The following is a 19,033-nucleotide window of genomic DNA, read 5'->3' as shown; positions in this document are numbered from 1 at the left end:
TAGGTAACAGGTTATTTATATTTTTGTAGTATGAATTGAAATAAAAGTTCAATCTGATCGATGTCGAAGAGAGGTACGTGAAGGCGATTGCCGTCAATTAATGCGGATGCTTCCGGCCATGCCGCAATGCCGATAATTGAAGAAAGCTCTAGAAGCGGAAGATCATCCGGCGTTCGTAGGAGTACGATCTTCGGATAAGAGGCAAGCTTGAACCCTTCAATCAAGATGACATCGGCTTCGGGCATTTGCGCGATGAGCTGCTCTAACGGCTCTGAATGTGATTTGAGTATGGCTGTTCCCTCAAGGGACGATATGGCGGTAATATCCGCACCAGCTTGCTGATGCTTCCATGTATCTGTACCCGGCGTATCCATTTGAAAATGATGGGCATCATGCTTGATGGTGCCGACAACATAACCTGCTTGCTTGAACAATTCCGTTAACCGGCAAACCATCGTGGTTTTGCCGGTATTTTTGTATCCGACGATTTGGATGATAAGTTGTGCCCGATGAGTGTTGATCATTACAGCCTCCTGCGCGGGGTTCGGTGAGATGCTTACAGTGTCAGTGTATCATACAACTGGCAGGAATGGCGGGGCTGTAGGGGATTGCTGCTTGCTGAATTAAACTAATAATAGCGATTCATTAGCGTGCCAACCACTGGCAAGGGCCAATACGATTGCGCAGAGCTGTAATAGGCTGCATATGGCAATGAAGGGTGAGGCGATATGCGAATCAGCTCCGATACAGGTTGTTCGGAGGAGGAGGCCAGCGCTGAACTAAGATTCCTTAAGAAGCGGGTATCGATCAGCTTCTGAGGGCTGAACTCATCGAACTGACGTAGTGCCTGCTCGATAGGAAACCAAGCCTCGGGTCTTAAATATTCGGCATTGCTGGCATAGCTTGTACGAAGCGCATTCATATGTGCCGCAAGCTGTTCGAGCTCTTTATCACGCGGAGAGGGGTTAGCAGAAGGATGCCGCCGCTCGCGTTCCAAATTTGCGATCAAACGATCGACTACGGCTAGCGCTTGCTTCGCGAGCTGCTGCCATTCCGCGGCGCTGCCCGCCGCTCTTCGAAGCTCGCGGCTCCAATCCTCATTCGATGATTGCGGCGGAAGCTGGGGCTCGCCCTCCCGATATGGGTATGCGCCATATCGGCTCGTTGGCGCAATCCTCGTATACGCAGATGACCTCTCAATACCTCTAATGGAGCGCATGCTCTCGTTGATTCTCATGATCGTTTCACTCCCTCTCTTGTCAATTTGTTGTCAGTATACAGGATCGAATATGCAAATACTGGCGGAATTTGTAAGGAGGTAAATGTTGCGTCTATGTCAAATAAGTTGGGCAAGCTTATATAAACAATAAACGTTTAAAGAAGGATCTGAATCATTCCGAAGTTGATTTCGCAGTGTTCCAAGAAAGCCGCCCATGATGGACGGCTGCCGCAGCTTAGATGAGCAAGAACAAGAAGGCGATGAGGGCTAAATCAATCGCGAATGCCGCACCCCATGGATTATATCTTGGAGGTTCATAATAATAGGGATCATAAGGATAGGCCTGTGTTTGGACAGTTTGCTGTGTGACGGCTTCTTGCTTCGATCCTTTCTTGCCCTTCTTCTTCGCGGTCTGTGCTGGCGTCTTCGATACAATGGCTTCGTTGCCGTCAGGTCCGCCTGTCTCCCCGTTTAACGTGAGCTTGCCGCCTTTGCAGGAGCTAAGTATGCCTACTTGGCGAGTTCCGTCTTGCATAATAACGCATACGGGCATCCCGCAGAATTGATGCACGACATCTTCGCGAATCGGATATATCGGTTCCATTAGCCGATGATACCTCCCATTACTTTTGTAGAAACATAAGAATTAATAAGCATTATATTCACCTACGGGCGAAAGCGCATGGTTGTTTACCTAGATTAGGCCGAAAAGTGAAAGCAACGATTCCGTTTGTGGAAGCTATCAAGCGATAATGGAGGTTAGTGAACATGCTAGCAGCGTATGAAAGCTATCAGCCAGCCAGCAACAGTAATAGGAATCCCAGCCTGACGAAGGTGAAACATGCGAATAAGCGAAAGGGAGGCAAGCGAGTTGCAATCTTGGTACTGCTTATTTGCTCGTTGTGGGCGATCTGGCAAGCGCAGCATCAGACGAGAGTGGCTCCTGCCCGGCAGATGCTGCTGGACGATCTAGGCTCGCTATGGGACATGAGCGATGCTGACATGATTGGCGGATCGGGAGGAGCAACGTGGACGATAAGGTGGAACCTAACGGCTCGGGACGGTACGATGGCTTCGCTTGAGCGTGCGCTGTTCACGGACGCGGCAGGCAATCCGTCGGGCAGAACGGCAGACCAGAACGGGAGGTCTGTTATGGGCGTGCTGCCGAATTACGGAGGTAAAGTGACACTATCCTTAATTGCTTCAACCGTTGAAAAAGAGCAGATCATGCTGCTCTATGAATCGGAGCAGGCGAGCGAATCTGGGGGCGTGCAATTAACGAAACACGAGTTAATACGGGCAGCGGATGCCGTATCTTCAGAGGTAGAAGTATTCACGGACGAATATGAAAACAGTATGAATGTGAAAGGGTTCACGGGAAACAGCGACGCGCTTGACCGAATTTCTCGTCTTGCCGCAGCTAAGCAGGTTGATTCCTATGTCGATGGTGGAACGGTTAGTGATACTTTTTTCACAGCCAAATTGAAAAATGAGGTTATTGTCGATAACGGGCATCGGGCGAACCTCCAGATCGCGGTTCATCGCAGCACGGAAGAGCAAAAACTGGAGTTAGTCGTTGGCGTACCTGTTATTACCGGCGACTACAGTATAGGCAACGAATGAAACGGCACGGGAGCGCGGATTGATCAGAACAATTTACGCTTCTTATTAGTAATTTTTATGAGCTGTCGAATAGCGGATTGATGTTACATATGATAAACTACTTTAGATGCTGTATAAAAATTCATAGGAAAGAATGGGACCAATGACATACAATAATGCTGTTGAATCTGTCTCCTCAGAAGGGGCCGTATACTATCTGTTCGGAGCAACCGGTGACCTGGCACGGCGCAAGCTGTTCCCGGCGCTATTCAGTTTATATAAAGAAGGCAAGCTGTCCGAGAACTTTGCAGTGGTAGGTCTTGCGCGCCGCCCTCGGACGAATGAGCAATTCCGTGAAGACCTATATGAATCGATCGTTGAATTCTGCCGTTACAAAGCAGACGATGCGGAGCTGTGGAGCAAGTTCGCCGAGCATTTCGTATACATGTCGCTGGACATTAACAATGTGGAAGGCTTCCGCGAGCTAAGCCGTTTGTCGGAAGGACTGGATGCGAAATTCAACATTCCAGGCAACCGTTTATTCTACTTGGCGCTGGCGCCGTCGTTGTTCGGTCCGGTTTCGTTCAATCTTCGCGATGGAGGTCTGCTGGAATCGAAGGGCTGGCATCGCGTTGTGATCGAGAAGCCTTTCGGCTACGATCAGCCTTCGGCGCAGAAGCTGAACGAGCAAATCAGCCAAGTGTTCAAGGAAGAAGAGATTTATCGCATCGATCACTATCTCGGCAAAGAGATGGTGCAAAATATTCAAGTGATCCGCTTCGCGAACGCATTTTTCGAGCCGTTGTGGAACAATAACCATATTGCCAACGTTCAAATTACGTTGTCCGAAACGGTTGGCGTCGAAGAGCGCGGCGGTTACTACGATAAATCCGGCGCATTGCGCGATATGGGTCAGAACCATATGCTCCAAATGCTGACGATGATCGCGATGGAGCCGCCTAGCCGCTTGCATGGCGAAGATATTCGCGACGAGAAAGTGAAAGTGCTTCGCTCGTTGCGCGAATATGCATCCAGCGACGATGTGCGCGCGAACGTAGTTCGCGGCCAATACAGCGCGGGCTCGATGAAAGGCAAGGAATTGCCAGGTTATCGCGAGGAAGATTCGGTTGGCGAGGAATCGACGACGGAAACGTATTTCGCGGCGAAAGTATTCGTCGACAACTTCCGCTGGGCCGGCGTTCCGTTCTATATTAGAACGGGCAAACGTCTCCCGGTGAAAACAACGGAAGTCGTTATTGAGTTCAAGTCTATGCCGCAAAACGTCTTGTTCGCGCAGCGTCATGATTTAGCACCGAACCTGCTCGTTATTCGCGTTAACCCGCTTGAGGGCATATATATTAAAGTAAATGCGAAGACGCCGGGCGAGAACAATTCCGTTCAGCCTGTTGCTATGGAATTCTGCCAAAGTTGCCAGATCGGCATCAATACGCCAGAGGCTTACGAGCGCTTAATTCACGATGCGGTTCGCGGTGATTCTACTTACTTCACGCGTTGGGATGAAGTATCCCAAGCTTGGACGTTCGTCGATAAGATCGCGCAAGCATGGCGCGAGGAGAAGGGCGACTTGAAACACTACCCGGCAGGCTCGTGGGGACCGGAAGCGGCAGATCAGCTGCTCGCAGTAGAAGGTTTCCGCTGGTGGCCGGTTAACGGCCAAGAGGAAGATAATGTGATTTGGGTGTCGAACAGCGGTAAGTAAGCCGTTTTACTGCTGCCGTAGCGACACATAATGAAGGGAAGGCAAGCATGAGTAAAACGTTAAGCGATGAAATACAGCAAGAAGTGGACAAACGGCGTACATTCGCAATCATTTCCCACCCTGACGCCGGTAAAACAACTTTGACCGAAAAGCTCCTCTTATTCGGGGGAGCCATACGGGAAGCGGGCAGCGTTAAGGCGCGGAAAGCAAGCCGCCATGCAACGTCCGACTGGATGGAAATCGAGAAGCAGCGCGGTATCTCCGTTACGTCCAGCGTGATGCAGTTCGATTACCTTGGACATCGAATTAACATTCTCGATACTCCCGGTCACCAAGATTTCAGTGAAGACACGTATCGGACGCTTACGGCAGCCGACAGCGCGGTCATGTTGATCGACGTCGCCAAAGGCGTCGAGGCGCAGACGATCAAGCTGTTCCAAGTATGCCGCAAGCGCGGTATTCCGATCTTCACCTTCATTAACAAGCTGGACCGCGAAGGGCAAAGTCCGTTCGAGCTCATGGAGGAGCTGGAGCGGGTGCTTGGTATCCGATCTGTGCCAATGAACTGGCCGATCGGCATGGGGCGTGAACTATGCGGCGTCTATGACCGGACAAAAACGCAGGTCGAACTATTCCAAGGCAATGATCATTCAACAATCGAGGTCAAGAAGGTCGGCGATTACAATGATCCGGTCATTCGCGAGATGGCTGGCGACTACCTGACCGATCAGCTTATTCAAGATTTAGAGCTGCTTGACGTCGCTGGCGATCCGTTCGACTACGAGAAAGTGCAGCGCGGCGAGCTGACGCCTGTCTTCTTCGGAAGTGCCGTTAACAACTTCGGCGTGCAGACGTTCCTGGAGAACTTCCTGCAGTTGGCTCCGAAGCCGACGTCCCGCAATAGTACGACGGGCATCGTCGAGCCGACGAATGAGAAGTTCAGCGGTTACGTGTTCAAGATTCAAGCGAATATGAACCCTGCTCACCGCGACCGGATCGCGTTTCTGCGTATTTGCTCGGGGCGCTTCGAGCGCGGCATGAGCGTTCGCCATGTGCGCAACGGCAAAGACATTAAGCTGTCGCAGCCGCAGCAATTCCTCGCGCAGGACCGCGATATTGTTAATACTGCGTATCCAGGCGATATTATCGGCTTGTTCGATCCGGGCATCTTCCGAATCGGCGATTCGCTGTCGCAAGGCTCGGAGATTGAGTTCGATGAGCTGCCGACGTTCTCGCCGGAGATTTTCTCCAAGGTAACGGTGAAGAACGCGCTGAAGCATAAGCAATATCAGAAGGGCATCGATCAGCTGACGGAGGAAGGCACGATTCAAGTGTTCCATTCGACTGGCGGCTTCGACGAGACCATTCTGGGCGTAGTCGGACATTTGCAATTCGAGGTATTCGAGCATCGGATGCGCGCGGAGTATGGCGTAGACATTCAATTGCATCGGATGCCGTTCCAGTTCGCGCGTTGGATTATCGACGACAACATCGATCCGTCCAAGTTCCGCATTAACACGACGCTCGTGAAGGACAAGAAAGGCAACTACGTTGTCCTCTTCGAGAACGAATACGCGATGCGCACGGCGATGGACAAAAACCCGACTTCGAAATTTTTGGAGACAGCTCCTTAAACGATCTATAAATATATGACAAGCATCCCATGAAGGGATGCTTTTTTTTATATTCAAATTGCGGTAGGTGGAATATGATGTTAGTATCATGTTAGAAAAAATGACGTATTTAGGACGAGTTGTACCAAAATCCATGAAATCTGAACCGAATCATTGAATCGGAGACTATATTGTGACCTCAACATGACGTTATCATAACGTTGTGAAGGGGGTGAAACCAAATGGCGTTTCGAGAAATCATACGTAATCGCGTCTTGTATTCGCTCGCGGTTCCGGGTTTGCTGGTGCTCGTTATTTTCTTTTATTTACCGATGTTCGGACACGTAATCGCGTTCAAAAACTACAATTACTTTGACGGGATTTGGGGCAGCCCATGGACGGGACTCGATAATTTCAAGTTCTTTTTCGGGGGAAGCGATTGGCTGCGCGTGACGTTCAACACTCTTTTCCTAAATGCGCTGTTCATTACGTTCGGGCTTGTTATTTCTGTCATGCTCGCTATTTTTCTTAACGAGATCCGGCAGGCCGTATTCAAGCGAATCACGCAGTCGATGGCGTTTCTTCCGTTCTTCGTATCGTGGATGGTCGTAAGCATGATGCTGTTCTCCCTGCTCAATACTTCGGATGGATTAATCAACCGATCCTTGAAGGAGCTTGGCTTGGATGCGGTGTCCTGGTACAACATGCCGCACTATTGGCCGGCGATCTTAACGGTAATAAGCGTATGGAAGACGGCAGGTTATCAGGCTGTTATTTATTTGGCGGCTATAACAGGCATTTCGCCGGACTATTACGAAAGCGCGCAAATGGACGGGGCCACGAGACTGCAGCGCATAAGGTATATTACGCTGCCGCTGCTTCGACCGACGATCATCGTGCTTACGCTGCTTGCGATCGGCCGTATCTTCTACGGGGATTTCGGCATGATCTTCGGACTCGTCGGCGACAACGGCGTTCTGTACGAGACGACGGACGTCATCGACACGTATGCGTACCGCGCTCTGCGCCAGTTAGGCAACTTCGGCATGTCATCGTCGATCGGACTGTATCAGTCCGTGCTCGGGCTGGTGACGATATGCGTATTCAATTGGATCGTGCGGAAGATAGACAAGGATTCGAGCATTTTCTAGAAGGGAGGAGGGCTATACGTCATGTTAAGCTCCATTAAACACACAGGTGCCTCCGACAAACTAGTCATAGCTATCGTATATTTGACGGTTACGTCGTTTGCGTTGTTTTCATTTATTCCGTTTTGGCTCGTTATCGTTAACTCATTCGCCTCCGAAAGCGTGCTTGGGCTGCACGGCTTCAGCCTGCTCCCGAGCAAATGGTCTCTCGACGCTTACCGTTATTTACTTACAGGCAATCAAATTTATTATAGTTACGGTGTTACGCTCTTCGTTACGGTGGTAGGGACCGTGCTTGCCGTGCTCATCACGGCGATGTTCGCCTACGTGCTGGCCCATCCCAAAGTAAAGTACAAAAACCATCTCGCTTTTTTTACGTATTTTACGATTTTGTTCGGTACGGGTCTTGTCGGCTTCTATATCGTTATTTCGGTATGGCTGGGACTTAAGGACAGCATATGGTCCATGATTTTGCCGTCGCTCATCAATCCGTTCTATACGTTCATATTGGTTTCATTCTTCCGCACGCTGCCGTTTGAAATCTATGAATCGGCCGTTATAGACGGAGCGGGCGATTACCGGATCTTCTTCCGAATCATGTGGCCGATATCGATACCGGCGATCGCAACGATCAGCTTGTTCTATGCGATCTTCTACTGGAATGATTGGTGGCTGGCGCTGCTGTTCGTCGATAATTATAAGCTTCAGCCGCTGCAGCTCATGATTCGGCAGCTCATTTCCAACTTAAACATTTTGTCCTACATTCAGGGCAGTCCCGGCGCATACGGAGGCGGCTTGCCGAATCAAGGCGTGCGGCTGGCGACGGTCTGCTTGACGATCGGTCCGATCGTGTTCCTGTATCCTTATATTCAGAAGTACTTCGTAAAGGGTTTGACGATAGGTTCGGTGAAAGGTTAATACATTGTCGGGAGATCCCCGTGGAGGTTATCGATATGAAAAAATGGCTTAAACTTAGCGCGATGCTGCTAATTACCGCATTGCTCGCAGCGGCATGCTCGGGCAATACTGGGGAGAAGTCCGATAACGGAGAAAACGGACAGAAGGTTTCCTCGGAGCCCGTGACGCTTAAGATCGTCATGCCCGGCGACCGGCCTGCCGACATGGATAAGGTAATCGCGGAAATCGAGAATAGAATAAAAGGCACGCTCAACGTGAAGCTCGATGTGATCTTCTCCTCCTGGTCGGATATTCATCAAAAAACGCAAATTATGCTCACGAGCGGCGAACAGGTCGACTTGATGTTCGAAGCGCCATGGATGCATCTCGACAGCATGGCTTCGGCGGGTTACTATGAACCGCTCGAGGACTTGCTTAACGAATACGGTAAAAACATATTAGCGGCACGCCCGCAGCAAATGTGGGATGCCAACAAAATCAACGGCCAAATACTCGCGATTCCGCTAGGCAATTCCTTTTATAAGCCTACGACCTATTACATTCGGAAAGATTTGAGGGAAAAGCTCGGTCTGCAGCCGATGCAATCGTACGATGACATTGTCGCTTTCGCCAGAAAAGTAAAGGAGCAGTTCCCGGACATCATTCCGATGACCCCGCAGACGCAAATCCCGATGTCTGAAGTGCATTTCCGCTTAGCACAAGGGACGGACGTTATGATGACGCCTATGCTGACTGATTTTATTTTGTACCGGGCACCGAATTCGCCTGTTATCCGAAATATGCTGGACGACCCGAGCCCGGTCATTTGGAGCGCGATCGAGAATGCCCGCAAGCTGTACCAGGACAAAATTATTAATCCCGACGTCATGGCGATCAAGGATCCGGACAATTGGGTGACGACTCATCCTACGGCGGTTTATTTAGCGACGGACTTCGGCTTGAAGGCGGACCTGGCGAAGAAGCTGCTGGCTAACTTGCCTGGCTCGGAGCTTGAATCGTATACGCTGTTCGACCCGACGGTGGGAAAAAATTCGTCAACGTTCAAGCAGTGGAATTTCATGACCGTTCCGAAATCGAGCAAGCACAAAAAAGAAGCGATCCAATTTCTCGACTGGGCGAACGCCTCTCAGGAAAATTATGATCTTCTCGCCTATGGAATCGAGGGTGTAAACTGGGAAGACGCAGGGGATCAGCAATACAAGATGCTGACGCCGGATAAATATCCATGGTTCCCTTACGATTGGATATGGAATCCGAAATTCGACCGTCTTGATGCCAACCAAGAGCCGGCGGCTATCGATCTTAACCGTTTCATTATGAATGCGGACAACTTCACGGTTGATGTTCTGACGGGCTTTAACTTCGATACGAGCGCCGTCCAGAACGAGCTGTCCCAATTTTACGCGCTGGAGAACCAGTATTTGCTTCCGATCTACAATGGAGCGGTCGATCTCGACACGTACTGGAAGGAATTCGCGGAAAAAGCCGGACCGGCGCTCAAAAAAATTCAAGAAGAAGGACAAAAGCAAATTGACGCTTTCTTGAAAAAATAACGTCCAGACGAACAGAGGGAGAAGGGAGCAAGCGATGCGTAAATATATCCAAGCGGAGGCTTATCTGCACGTCTTTCTTATTTTGGTTATTTTGTTTAGCGCGGCCGTCATCCCCTTCTCCTTCTACCTGTCGAACCAATATTCCGATTACGCTTCGCAGGAGCTCGAACGCAATGATCGCTATAAGCTGGAGCAGACGAAAGAAAATCTGTTATTCACCTTCGATCGGCTCAAGCGGGTTACGCTGAGTCTGTACGAAGAACCGGAAATTCGGACGTGGATCCAATTGCGGGAAGAGAATCCGTTCGCGCTCAACGCCATGGTGCAACTGCTGAAGAAAAGGCTAGTCAACGAGCCATATATCGAATCTGTCATTTTGTATAATACGAATCTAGGGCGAGCATTCGACTATCAGACCGGCATGCTGCCGGCTAACGAGATCATGCAGGAAGCGATGGAAAGGCTCGTTCAAKGCGATTCGCCGAACTATTTCCGCATAACGAAGCTGTTGTTCGAAGGCCGAGAAGGACTCGCCATCTCGCTGCCGTTCGGGCTGGAGAAAAATACGCCTAGGAGCTTCTTGGTCATAAGGCTGAATGACGATGCTATACAGAAATCCATGCTACAGCTGAATAAGGATAGCGGCGTATTCATTCACGTTGCGGACGGCAACGGCGATTCCATCATTGGTCAGTCGGACGAGGCGCTGCACGATCAACTTCGGGAGCAGGGGAAACTACAGCATAAAGAGACGTTCAGAACGAGCGTCCAAGGCAGCAAGTGGATCGTATCCTACGACCTGGCGGGCATCGAGGACTGGACGATCTATTACTCGGCGAGGATGGACGATTGGTTCCGCAATGTGGAATCATTTAAACATAAAATTTTGTATTCGTTCTTAGGGCTGCTGCTATTGTTAATTGCGATTTTGTTCTGGAATGCTCGTAAATACCATCGTCCCGTCAGCTTGCTGGCAAGGCAAGTATCCAGCATGTTCGAAATGGCCGCGGAGGGCGGCTGGCGAAGAAGGCTGCTGCCGAAAGCTGAAGTTCATCAGATTCAACAAGGGTTCGGCATACTCTCGGAGAAGATCGAGCAGTTGAATCAATCCGTTCAAGACGGGCGGCTAAGGCTGAAGGAAGATGACCTGCGCGAGTGGGTGAATGAGGGCAGGTTGGAGGACGCGGCGCGCAAACGGCTGCAGGAAGTAAGTACGATCTTGGACTACCCGTACATCGTTCTGGCCGTATGCAGAATTGATTCCTATATGGCGTTATCGGAGAAACATGATTTCTCCTCCCGCAAAACGCTTAAGAGCATGATCGTTAATATTGCAAGCGAAAGCGTTGCTGCGCATAAGGCATGGAAGGTTGAAAGCGTCGATTTCGGCGGCAATCATCTCGTCTTTCTCGTTGGCGTTCACGCCGAGGACGAAATGAAAGACCTTCGCTTCTATTTCGAAGAAATTAACGAAAGTGTGCAGAAATGGCTCAAGCTTAATCTAACCGTTGGTTTAAGCGATTTGCATCAGCCGGATTGCAACTTGAAGCTTGTTTACGACAAAGCGTTCCAGCTTGCAACGCTTAGCTTCATCGATGGGAACAGCCGAATATACCAGGAAACGGATTACGAGCATGAGGCGACAAGTTTGGTGTCATTAACGGATGAAGCGATACCGCCGGGACTTATCGACTCCATTCGTCTCGGACAGACCGATAAGGCAATACGGCTGCTGGACGAAGCGGGAAGCAGGCTGCGCCAAATGTCTTACGACGAATGCAAGCTGCAGCTGACGTTCCTCATCTATCATTTGTACAAATCTTTCGGAAAAGTCATGAATTCATCCGGCATGAACGGCATTCGTTCGGAATTGGACCGATTCAACACGCTGGATGAAGCGATGGAGAAGCTGAAGGGCGAGACGGAGGCCATTATAGCCAGTCTATACGAGCGGCGTGCGGGCGAGAGGCGCGACGAACGCGTGGAGGAAATGATTCATTACTTGAAGGTGAACATTCACAATCCGATGTTGACGATCGATGAAATGGCCAACCATGTCTCGCTATCGGTCAATTACGCCCGCACCCTCTTCAAAGAACGAACGGGAATTACGGTAGCAGGCTACATTCTGAATGAACGCATACAGCTCGTCAAATATTTGCTCGTGCAGACGGACAAGACGATCGCCGAGATTGCTGCCGAGTCCGGCTTCCAGTCGAGAAGCACGTTTTTTACGGTATTCAAAAAGGAAGTAGGCGTTACTCCGAGTGATTATAGGTCGAATTTGAGAGGAGCTGTAAGGAATGGCTGAATCATTGAAATTAATCGTCATATTCGCGCATCCTGACGAAGGCGAGAAGTATGCCGGGGGTACGTCGGCGCTTCTCGCAAGGCGCGGACATGGGGTGAAGTTTCTGTCGCTGACGAACGGGGACGGAGGGCATTTCGAAATGTCGGGCGAGGAGCTCGTGCAACGCCGGGCAGAAGAGGCGAAGAAGGCGCAAGCGGCCTTAGGGATTGCTGAATACGAGATTCTAGACAACCATGATGGATCATTGCTGCCAACGCTCGAGCTGCGCAACGCCATCATTAAGCAGATTCGGGAGTGGGAGGCGGACGTCGTTATTACGTTCCATCCGGAAGGGGGCGCCCATGCAGACAATCGCTATGCAGGCAAGGCGGTAAGCGATGCCGCTGCTTTCGTCGCCTTGGTTCGGAATGTCGTGCCGGATACAAGAAGCTTAGATAAGCAGCCGCTGTATTTGCTGATGCCGGATTATTCCATGAAGAAGAGATACCGCGCGGATGTCGTTGTCGGAATCGACGGCGTGCTCGAGAGCAAGCTGCTTGGCTGCGGTGCGCATGAATCGCAGTTTTTCGAATATCAGCCATGGACGAATGGAAGGCTGGATGAGGTGCCTGCGGCCTGGGAAGGTAGACGGCAGTGGCTGCTGAGAGACATAGCGGATTATCTTCTCGTTTCGGAAGAGATGACGCCTTCGCTTGTGGAATTGTACGGGGAGCAGAGGGCAAGCCGATTTCAGTATGCGGAACCGTTCGAGCTCGCCTCATACAATTCGGGTGAAACAGGAGAGCGAGTCCGCTTATTTATTGAAAAGTTGGCGGAGGAGGCTAGCGTGTGAAGGACGTTTTTCGAGTTATTATCATTGCCGCGCATCCGGATGAACCGGAAATTTACGCAGGCGGCACGACGGCTTTGTTGGCCGAGAGGGGCCATCAGGTGAAATTTCTCTCTTTGACCAATGGAGATGCGGGACATTACGAGATGTCCGGCGAAGCACTTGCTGGGCGCAGAGCTTCCGAGGCGATAGAGGCCGCAAGGTACTTAGGCGTGGCGGAATATGAGATTCTAGACAACCATGATGGATCGCTTCTTCCGACTTTGGAGCTGAGGGAAGCCGTCATTCGGCGCATTCGTTCCTGGAAGGCGGACATCGTCATTGCCTTTCATCCGGAAGGAGGGACTCATACCGACAATCGATATGCGGGACGGGTCGTAGCCGACGCTTCCGCATTCGTAGCCAAAGTGCCGAATATCGTTCCCGATACGCCTTGCTGGGATGAACAACCGCTGTTCCTGCTGATGCCGGATTACTCCATGCGCGAATCGTACAAAGCGGATATCGTCGTCGATATCGGCTCAGCGCTTGAGAAGAAGCTGCTGGCTTGTCATGCGCATGCCACGCAATTCTATGAGTTCGCGCCGTTCGAGCAGGGGATGACGAAGCCGGTGCCGCAGGACTGGGAAGGGAAGAGGCAGTTTATATTGGAAGGCTGGTCGACGTTCTTCCGGGTATCGGATGAAATGCAGCCGGCGCTTAAGAGGGATTACGGAGCGGACGATGCGGAAAAGGTTAGTTTCGCAGAGCCGTTCGAATTCGCGGACTATAACGCTGGAGAACTTTCGGAGCGGCAGTTGGAGCTCGTTTCAAGGCTGCGCGGCTAACAGGCATAAGAGACCGCTGGGGTGATTAACCCGGCGGTTATTTTTATGTCTATTAAGACGACGGATAAAATTAAGCCAATAAGTTTATTGACGATAAACCGTTTTCATGCCATAATGTACGCGTGTACATTAATAAAATTTTACAGCGAAAATGAGTTTACGGGAGGCTAGCGATCATTAGCAGGAAAGAAGTAGCGAAGCTGGCCGGCGTCTCGGAGGCGACCGTATCTCGTGTCCTTAACAATGTTGGACCTATGAAAGAGGAGACTCGCGAACGGGTGCTGCGAGCCGCGGCGGAGATCGGTTATGTGCCGAATGCGCTGGCCCAGCAGTTCGCAAGAAGGAAGAGCGGCAACATTGGCGTCATTCTGCCATTCGTGCCGAAGGTGCATCTGTTCTCCACTTACTATTTCTCGGAAATATTAAGCGGTATCGGCGAGACGGCTAAGCGCTGCGGTTACGATCTGCTGCTTATTTTCAGAGAATACGGCGGGGAGAGAGACTATGCAAAGCTGTTCCGTACGCAGAAGATTGACGCATGCATCGTGCTTGGCTCGGAGAACGTGCCGGAGGAGCGGGCTGCGCTCGCGGAATTGAAGCGTGAGGGATATCCGTTCTGCTTGGTTAATCAGCGATATGACGAGGAATCATATGCAACAGTCGATTCTGATCATATTGCGGGAAGCATAGCTGCGGTGAATCACCTGATAGAGCGCGGACGAAGCAAGATTGCATTTCTGAACGGGCCGGAGCAATACTCGAATAGTACGGATAGGCAGCAAGGCTACGCGCTTGCGCTCCAAGAAGCAGGTATGCCGGTAATCGCGAATCATATATTCGTAGGCAACTATAGTCGCAAGAGCGGTTATGAGCTGGCTGAGCGCATCGGCAAGGCGATAGGAGAAGGTGCAATTGATGCTGTATTCGCAGCCAATGACCGGATGGCGATCGGCTTAATGCAAGGGCTGCGCGAGCAAGGGTATGAGACAGGCCGTCATTATTCGCTTGTCGGCTATGACGATTCGGACAGTTCTAGAATTATAAGTCCGATGCTGACGACGGTAGCGGTCCCTTTTTATGAGATGGGAAGAAGGGCTGCCGCAAGATTGTTGGATGCGGAATATAAGGCAGACGGCGCGGATGGCGAGCTTGAGCTGCTGCCCGTACGCCTGATTGCAAGGGAAACAACTTAATTCATGAGAGGCGGTATGAAAATGGAAAAAATTCGTGTAGGTATGGTTGGCTACAAGTTCATGGGCAAGGCGCACAGCAATGCGTATCGCGCGCTTCCGATGTTCTTTCCGAAGTCGGTGGTGAAGCCGGTTATGGCGGCGATTTGCGGACGCGATCCGGAAGGCGTCGAGCAAGCCCGCGAGCAGTTCGGCTGGGAAAGCGTAGAGACGGATTGGAGACAACTCGTTAAGCGCGACGATATCGACCTCATCGATATTAATGCGCCAAGCGACGCGCACAAAGAGATCGCGCTTGCGGCTGCCGCGGAAGGCAAGCACTTGTTCTGCGAGAAGCCGCTTGCGCTGACGCTCGAGGACTCCCGCGAGATGCTCGAAGCGGCAGAGAAAGCCGGCGTTAAACATATGGTTGGCTTCAACTACCGGTTCTCGCCTGCGGTACAGCTTGCGAAGAAACTGATTGAAGAAGGCCGCATCGGCAAGATCTTCCACTTCCGTGCGATGTTCCTGCAGGACTGGATCATCGATCCGAACTTCCCGCTCGTATGGCGTCTGCAGAAGGACATTGCCGGTTCGGGATCGCACGGCGACCTTGGCGCGCATTTGATCGACATGGCTCGTTTCCTCGTCGGCGAATTCAACGAAGTCATCGGCATGAGCGAGACGTTCATCAAGGAACGTCCATTGGCATCGGCTATGACGGGACTTAGCGCCAAAGGCAGCGCGGAAGGTCCTCGCGGCGAAGTGACGGTTGACGATGCTACGTTGTTCATGACGCGCTTCGAGAACGGTGCGCTCGGAAGCTTCGAAGCAACGCGCTTCGCTGCCGGACATCGTTGTACGAACGGCTTCGAGATCAACGGCAGCAAAGGCAGCATCAAGTTCGATTTCGAGCGCATGAACGAGCTTCAAGTGTACTTCACGGACGATGCAGAGGACGTACAAGGCTTCCGCCGCGTACTGGCAACCGATCCTGCGCATGCCTACATGGATGCTTGGTGGCCGGCAGGACATACGATCGGCTTCGAGCATACGTTCACGCATGAGGTGCTTGAATTCATGCAGGCGCTTGCCGAAGATCGTCAGCCTGTACCGAACTTCAATGACGGCGTGAAATGCCAAGAGGTACTTGAGGCGGTTGATCTGTCGATTGCGCAGCGTCGCTGGGTATCGATTAGCGAATTGAAATAGGGTTGTATCGAAAGCGAAAGAAGAAGACAAGAAAGCAGCTAAAGAGGGCTAGAGAGAGCGAGGAGTTAGCATGAAGAAGGCATTGATCGTATGGGGCGGATGGGACGGCCATCAGCCGAAGGAAGTCGCTGGTATTTTCCAAGAGGTGCTTGAGAAGGAAGGCTTCGAGGTTGAAGTATCCGATAAGCTTGAAGCGTTCGAGGATGGAGAGAAGTTGAAGGCGCTTGATCTTATCGTGCCGGTATGGACGATGGGGCGCATCGATCAGAAGCTCGTGGACAACGTATCCGTTGCCGTACAGAGCGGCGTCGGTCTTGCAGGCTGCCACGGCGGCATGTGCGACTCGTTCCGGGAAAATGTAGACTGGCAGTTCATGACGGGCGGACAATGGGTCGCTCATCCGGGTAATGACGGTGTGGAATACGTTGTGAACATGCGCAATTCGACGAGCGCTTTGACGGAAGACATGGAAGACTTCACGGTGAAGTCCGAGCAATATTATTTGCATGTGGATCCGGCTGTAGAAGTGCTCGCTACGACGCGTTTCCCTATTACGCCTGGGCCGCACTCGCTTAACAAAGCGGTTGACATGCCTGTCGTATGGACGAAGCGTTGGGGCGTAGGACGCGTGTATTACAATGCGCTTGGTCACCAAGCGAATATCGTTGAGATGGATTCCGTTAAGGAATTGATGCGCCGCGGCTTCCTATGGTGCGCAGAAGGCAAAGCAAAGGCTGTAGCTGCTGGCGTAGAAGGCGGAGCGTACACAGGTATGCAGGACAATCAACTGTAGGACAACGGTAAGAAGCAATTCATTAATCATAATCATGATATGGGACGAGGGACGAAGGAACATGGAGAAGATTAAAGTAGGCATAATCGGTACGGGCAACATTAGCGGCATTTATTTGCAAAACGGAAGCAAATTCGATTCCATGCAAGTAGTAGCATGCGCGGATCTAGATGTGGAGCGCGCAAAGGCTAAGGCTGAAGAGCACGGCATTAAAGGTTATTCCGTCGACGAGCTTCTTGCCGATCCGGATATTCAAATGGTCATTAACTTGACGATTCCGCAAGCTCACGCTTCCGTTAACTTAAGAGCGCTCGAAGCAGGCAAGCATGTGTATGTAGAGAAACCTTTCGCGGTTACGCGCGAGGAAGGTCTTGCGGTGCTCGAGCTTGCCCGCAAGAAAGGTCTATATGCAGGAAGCGCGCCTGATACATTCCTTGGCGGCGGCATCCAAACGAGCATTAAGCTGATCGAAGATGGCTGGATCGGCACGCCGATCGGCGCTACGGCATTCATGGTAGGCGGAGGCCACGAATCTTGGCATCCGGCTCCTGAGTTCTACTACCAGCACGGCGGCGGTCCGATGTTCGATATGGGGCCTTACTATCTGACTGCGCTTGTCGCGATGCTTGGACCAATTAACCGCGTAACGGGCTCGGCACGTATTTCCTTCCCTGAACGTACGATCACGAGCCAGCCGAAATACGGGCAGAAGGTGCAAGTTGAAGTACCGACGCATATCGCAGGCGTAATGGACTTCGCTTCCGGCGCTATCGGCACACTGCTTACGAGCTTCGACGTGAAAGGCGGTTCGCGTCTTCCATGCATCGAAGTATACGGCAGCGCAGGCACGATGCAAGTTCCGGATCCGAACGGCTTCGGCGGCCCGATCTATATTAATCGCCCTGGACAGAAAGAGTGGAAGGAAATCCCTCTTGCCCATGGCTACTCGGAGAACGCCCGCGGCGTCGGCGCAGCCGATATGGCGAAAGCGATTCTTACCGGCCGCAAACCGCGCGTTAGCGGCGAGCTGGCTTTCCATGTGCTTGAAGCGATGCATGGTTTCCATGATGCATCCGAACAAGGCGTGCATTACAAGATGAAGAGCAGCTGCGAGCGTCCGGCTCCGTTGCCGCTTGGTCTGCAACCGTTCTGCCTGGATTAGTCATTCATAATAAAACAAGGGCCGCTCCCGATCGGGAGCGGCCTTCTTGCATAGAATAAACCTGTTATTTGATCCAAGTTTCAACCTTGTCCGGATTCTGTTCCACCCATTGCTTGGCGGCATCTTCCGGCGACTTGCCTTCTTGGATTTGAATCATGACATCGGCCATTTCATCCGGTGTCCAATTAAAGGCATCAAGGAATGCGTAAGCCTCAGGCTGATCATCCTTCAGTCCTTTGCGGGCAACGGTATAAATCTGCTCGTCGCCGCCATAGACGTTTTTTGGATCCTCCAAATATTTCAGATCCATCTTCGCGAACTTCCAGTGAGGCGTCCAGCCGGTAACGACGATCGGCTTCTGATCGTTATATGCTTTCTCGAGCTGCTGAGTCATAGCGGCAGAGGAGCTCTCGAGCAGTGTCCACTTATCGCGCAAGCCGTATTCGTCAAACGCTTTTTCGGTTGACATCATAAGCCCTGCGCCCGGCTCGATGCCGATAATCGTATAATCAAGTGTTGCGCCTACTTCATCCGTCAAATCCTCGATGCTATTAATGTCCATATATTGCGGTACGACGAGTCCAATCTTCGTTCCATCCAGGTTGATGCCTAGATCGTCGTACTTGCCTTCATACTTCGCGGCATACGACTCATGCGTTGTCGGCAGCCATGCCGCCGCCATGGCGTCCGCGCTTCCGTCGGAGATGCCCGCCCACATTGGGCCAGCGTCGACCTGCATCAGCTCAACTTTATAATCGAGCTTTTGCTCCAATACTTCCTTGAGCACATAAGTGCTGGCGATTTCGGAGTCCCATGCGACATAGGCGAGCGTTATTTTTTTGCCCGACTTGCCACCGTTATTAGACGTTGAACATCCTGCTACTAGTGCAATGGCGAGTACGACTGCTGCGATTACGAATAATTTGTTTCGTTTCAAAAGACCACTCCTTCGTTTAA

17 protein-coding genes are annotated in these 19,033 nt (G+C 51.4%); 13 read left to right on the top strand and 4 right to left on the bottom strand.

From position 1 onward, the window contains the following. Positions 1-11: 11 nt before the first annotated feature. The 3 genes from mobB to AC1DF0_RS18760 form a co-directional block, all read right to left on the bottom strand. Positions 12-524, bottom strand: coding sequence for a molybdopterin-guanine dinucleotide biosynthesis protein B (gene mobB / locus AC1DF0_RS18770; protein WP_477574949.1), 513 nt, complete (start codon positions 522-524; stop codon positions 12-14). Between the two features lie 104 nt (positions 525-628). Next, a complete protein-coding gene (locus AC1DF0_RS18765) occupies positions 629-1,237 on the bottom strand; it encodes a hypothetical protein (protein WP_477574948.1) in 609 nt (202 codons plus the stop codon). 217 nt (positions 1,238-1,454) lie between these two features. Continuing rightward, positions 1,455-1,823 (bottom strand): hypothetical protein, encoded by a 369-nt coding sequence (locus AC1DF0_RS18760; RefSeq protein WP_477574947.1) that lies wholly within the window; start codon positions 1,821-1,823, stop codon positions 1,455-1,457. A 164-nt stretch (positions 1,824-1,987) separates the two neighbouring features. Here AC1DF0_RS18760 and AC1DF0_RS18755 point away from each other — a divergent pair, with 164 nt between their 5' ends. The 13 genes from AC1DF0_RS18755 to AC1DF0_RS18695 all read left to right on the top strand — a co-directional run bounded on the left by AC1DF0_RS18755 (position 1,988) and on the right by AC1DF0_RS18695 (position 18,076). Beyond that, positions 1,988-2,842, top strand: a complete 855-nt coding sequence (locus tag AC1DF0_RS18755) for a YwmB family TATA-box binding protein (RefSeq protein WP_442051472.1) — start codon at positions 1,988-1,990, stop codon at positions 2,840-2,842. Between the two features lie 142 nt (positions 2,843-2,984). Further along, positions 2,985-4,541 carry a glucose-6-phosphate dehydrogenase gene (gene zwf, locus AC1DF0_RS18750; RefSeq protein ID WP_477574946.1) on the top strand — a complete coding sequence of 519 codons (1,557 nt, stop codon included), beginning with the start codon at positions 2,985-2,987 and terminating at the stop codon, positions 4,539-4,541. Between the two features lie 47 nt (positions 4,542-4,588). Next, on the top strand, positions 4,589-6,175 hold the full coding sequence (locus tag AC1DF0_RS18745; RefSeq protein ID WP_442051470.1) for a peptide chain release factor 3: 1,587 nt from the start codon (positions 4,589-4,591) through the stop codon (positions 6,173-6,175). 221 nt (positions 6,176-6,396) lie between these two features. Continuing rightward, the gene (locus AC1DF0_RS18740) at positions 6,397-7,305 is read left to right on the top strand and encodes an ABC transporter permease (RefSeq protein ID WP_337102737.1); all 909 of its coding nucleotides are present in this window, start codon (positions 6,397-6,399) and stop codon (positions 7,303-7,305) included. A 21-nt stretch (positions 7,306-7,326) separates the two neighbouring features. Then, positions 7,327-8,220: a carbohydrate ABC transporter permease gene (locus AC1DF0_RS18735; RefSeq protein WP_477574945.1), complete on the top strand. Its 894-nt coding sequence runs from the start codon at positions 7,327-7,329 to the stop codon at positions 8,218-8,220. A gap of 35 nt (positions 8,221-8,255) precedes the next feature. Further along, positions 8,256-9,773: an extracellular solute-binding protein gene (locus AC1DF0_RS18730; protein ID WP_442051468.1), complete on the top strand. Its 1,518-nt coding sequence runs from the start codon at positions 8,256-8,258 to the stop codon at positions 9,771-9,773. 34 nt (positions 9,774-9,807) lie between these two features. Further along, entirely contained in the window at positions 9,808-12,084 is a 2,277-nt protein-coding gene (locus AC1DF0_RS18725) for a helix-turn-helix domain-containing protein (RefSeq protein ID WP_477574944.1), read from the top strand. Further along, a complete protein-coding gene (locus AC1DF0_RS18720) occupies positions 12,077-12,916 on the top strand; it encodes a PIG-L deacetylase family protein (protein ID WP_477574943.1) in 840 nt (279 codons plus the stop codon). Before AC1DF0_RS18725 ends, AC1DF0_RS18720 begins: the two co-directional genes overlap by 8 nt. After that, on the top strand, positions 12,913-13,740 hold the full coding sequence (locus AC1DF0_RS18715) for a PIG-L deacetylase family protein (RefSeq protein WP_477574942.1): 828 nt from the start codon (positions 12,913-12,915) through the stop codon (positions 13,738-13,740). The genes AC1DF0_RS18720 and AC1DF0_RS18715 overlap by 4 nt, the downstream gene beginning before the upstream one ends. Positions 13,741-13,913: 173 nt before the next feature. Continuing rightward, on the top strand, positions 13,914-14,933 hold the full coding sequence (locus tag AC1DF0_RS18710) for a LacI family DNA-binding transcriptional regulator (protein WP_477574964.1): 1,020 nt from the start codon (positions 13,914-13,916) through the stop codon (positions 14,931-14,933). A 21-nt stretch (positions 14,934-14,954) separates the two neighbouring features. Next, complete coding sequence (locus tag AC1DF0_RS18705; RefSeq protein WP_442051464.1) at positions 14,955-16,121, top strand: Gfo/Idh/MocA family protein; 1,167 nt, start codon at positions 14,955-14,957, stop codon at positions 16,119-16,121. 70 nt (positions 16,122-16,191) lie between these two features. Next, entirely contained in the window at positions 16,192-16,914 is a 723-nt protein-coding gene (locus tag AC1DF0_RS18700) for a ThuA domain-containing protein (RefSeq protein ID WP_477574941.1), read from the top strand. A gap of 61 nt (positions 16,915-16,975) precedes the next feature. Continuing rightward, positions 16,976-18,076 carry a Gfo/Idh/MocA family oxidoreductase gene (locus AC1DF0_RS18695; protein ID WP_475819493.1) on the top strand — a complete coding sequence of 367 codons (1,101 nt, stop codon included), beginning with the start codon at positions 16,976-16,978 and terminating at the stop codon, positions 18,074-18,076. 64 nt (positions 18,077-18,140) lie between these two features. Here the strand turns inward: AC1DF0_RS18695 and AC1DF0_RS18690 are convergent, their stop codons facing one another. Next, the gene (locus tag AC1DF0_RS18690; protein ID WP_477574940.1) at positions 18,141-19,013 is read right to left on the bottom strand and encodes a glycine betaine ABC transporter substrate-binding protein; all 873 of its coding nucleotides are present in this window, start codon (positions 19,011-19,013) and stop codon (positions 18,141-18,143) included. Between the last annotated feature and the right edge of the window lie 20 nt (positions 19,014-19,033).

The organism is Paenibacillus sp. 05T425, from assembly GCF_056396205.1.
Note: the sequence above shows the minus strand (reverse complement) of the source record. Positions and strands in the feature narration are given on the sequence as shown.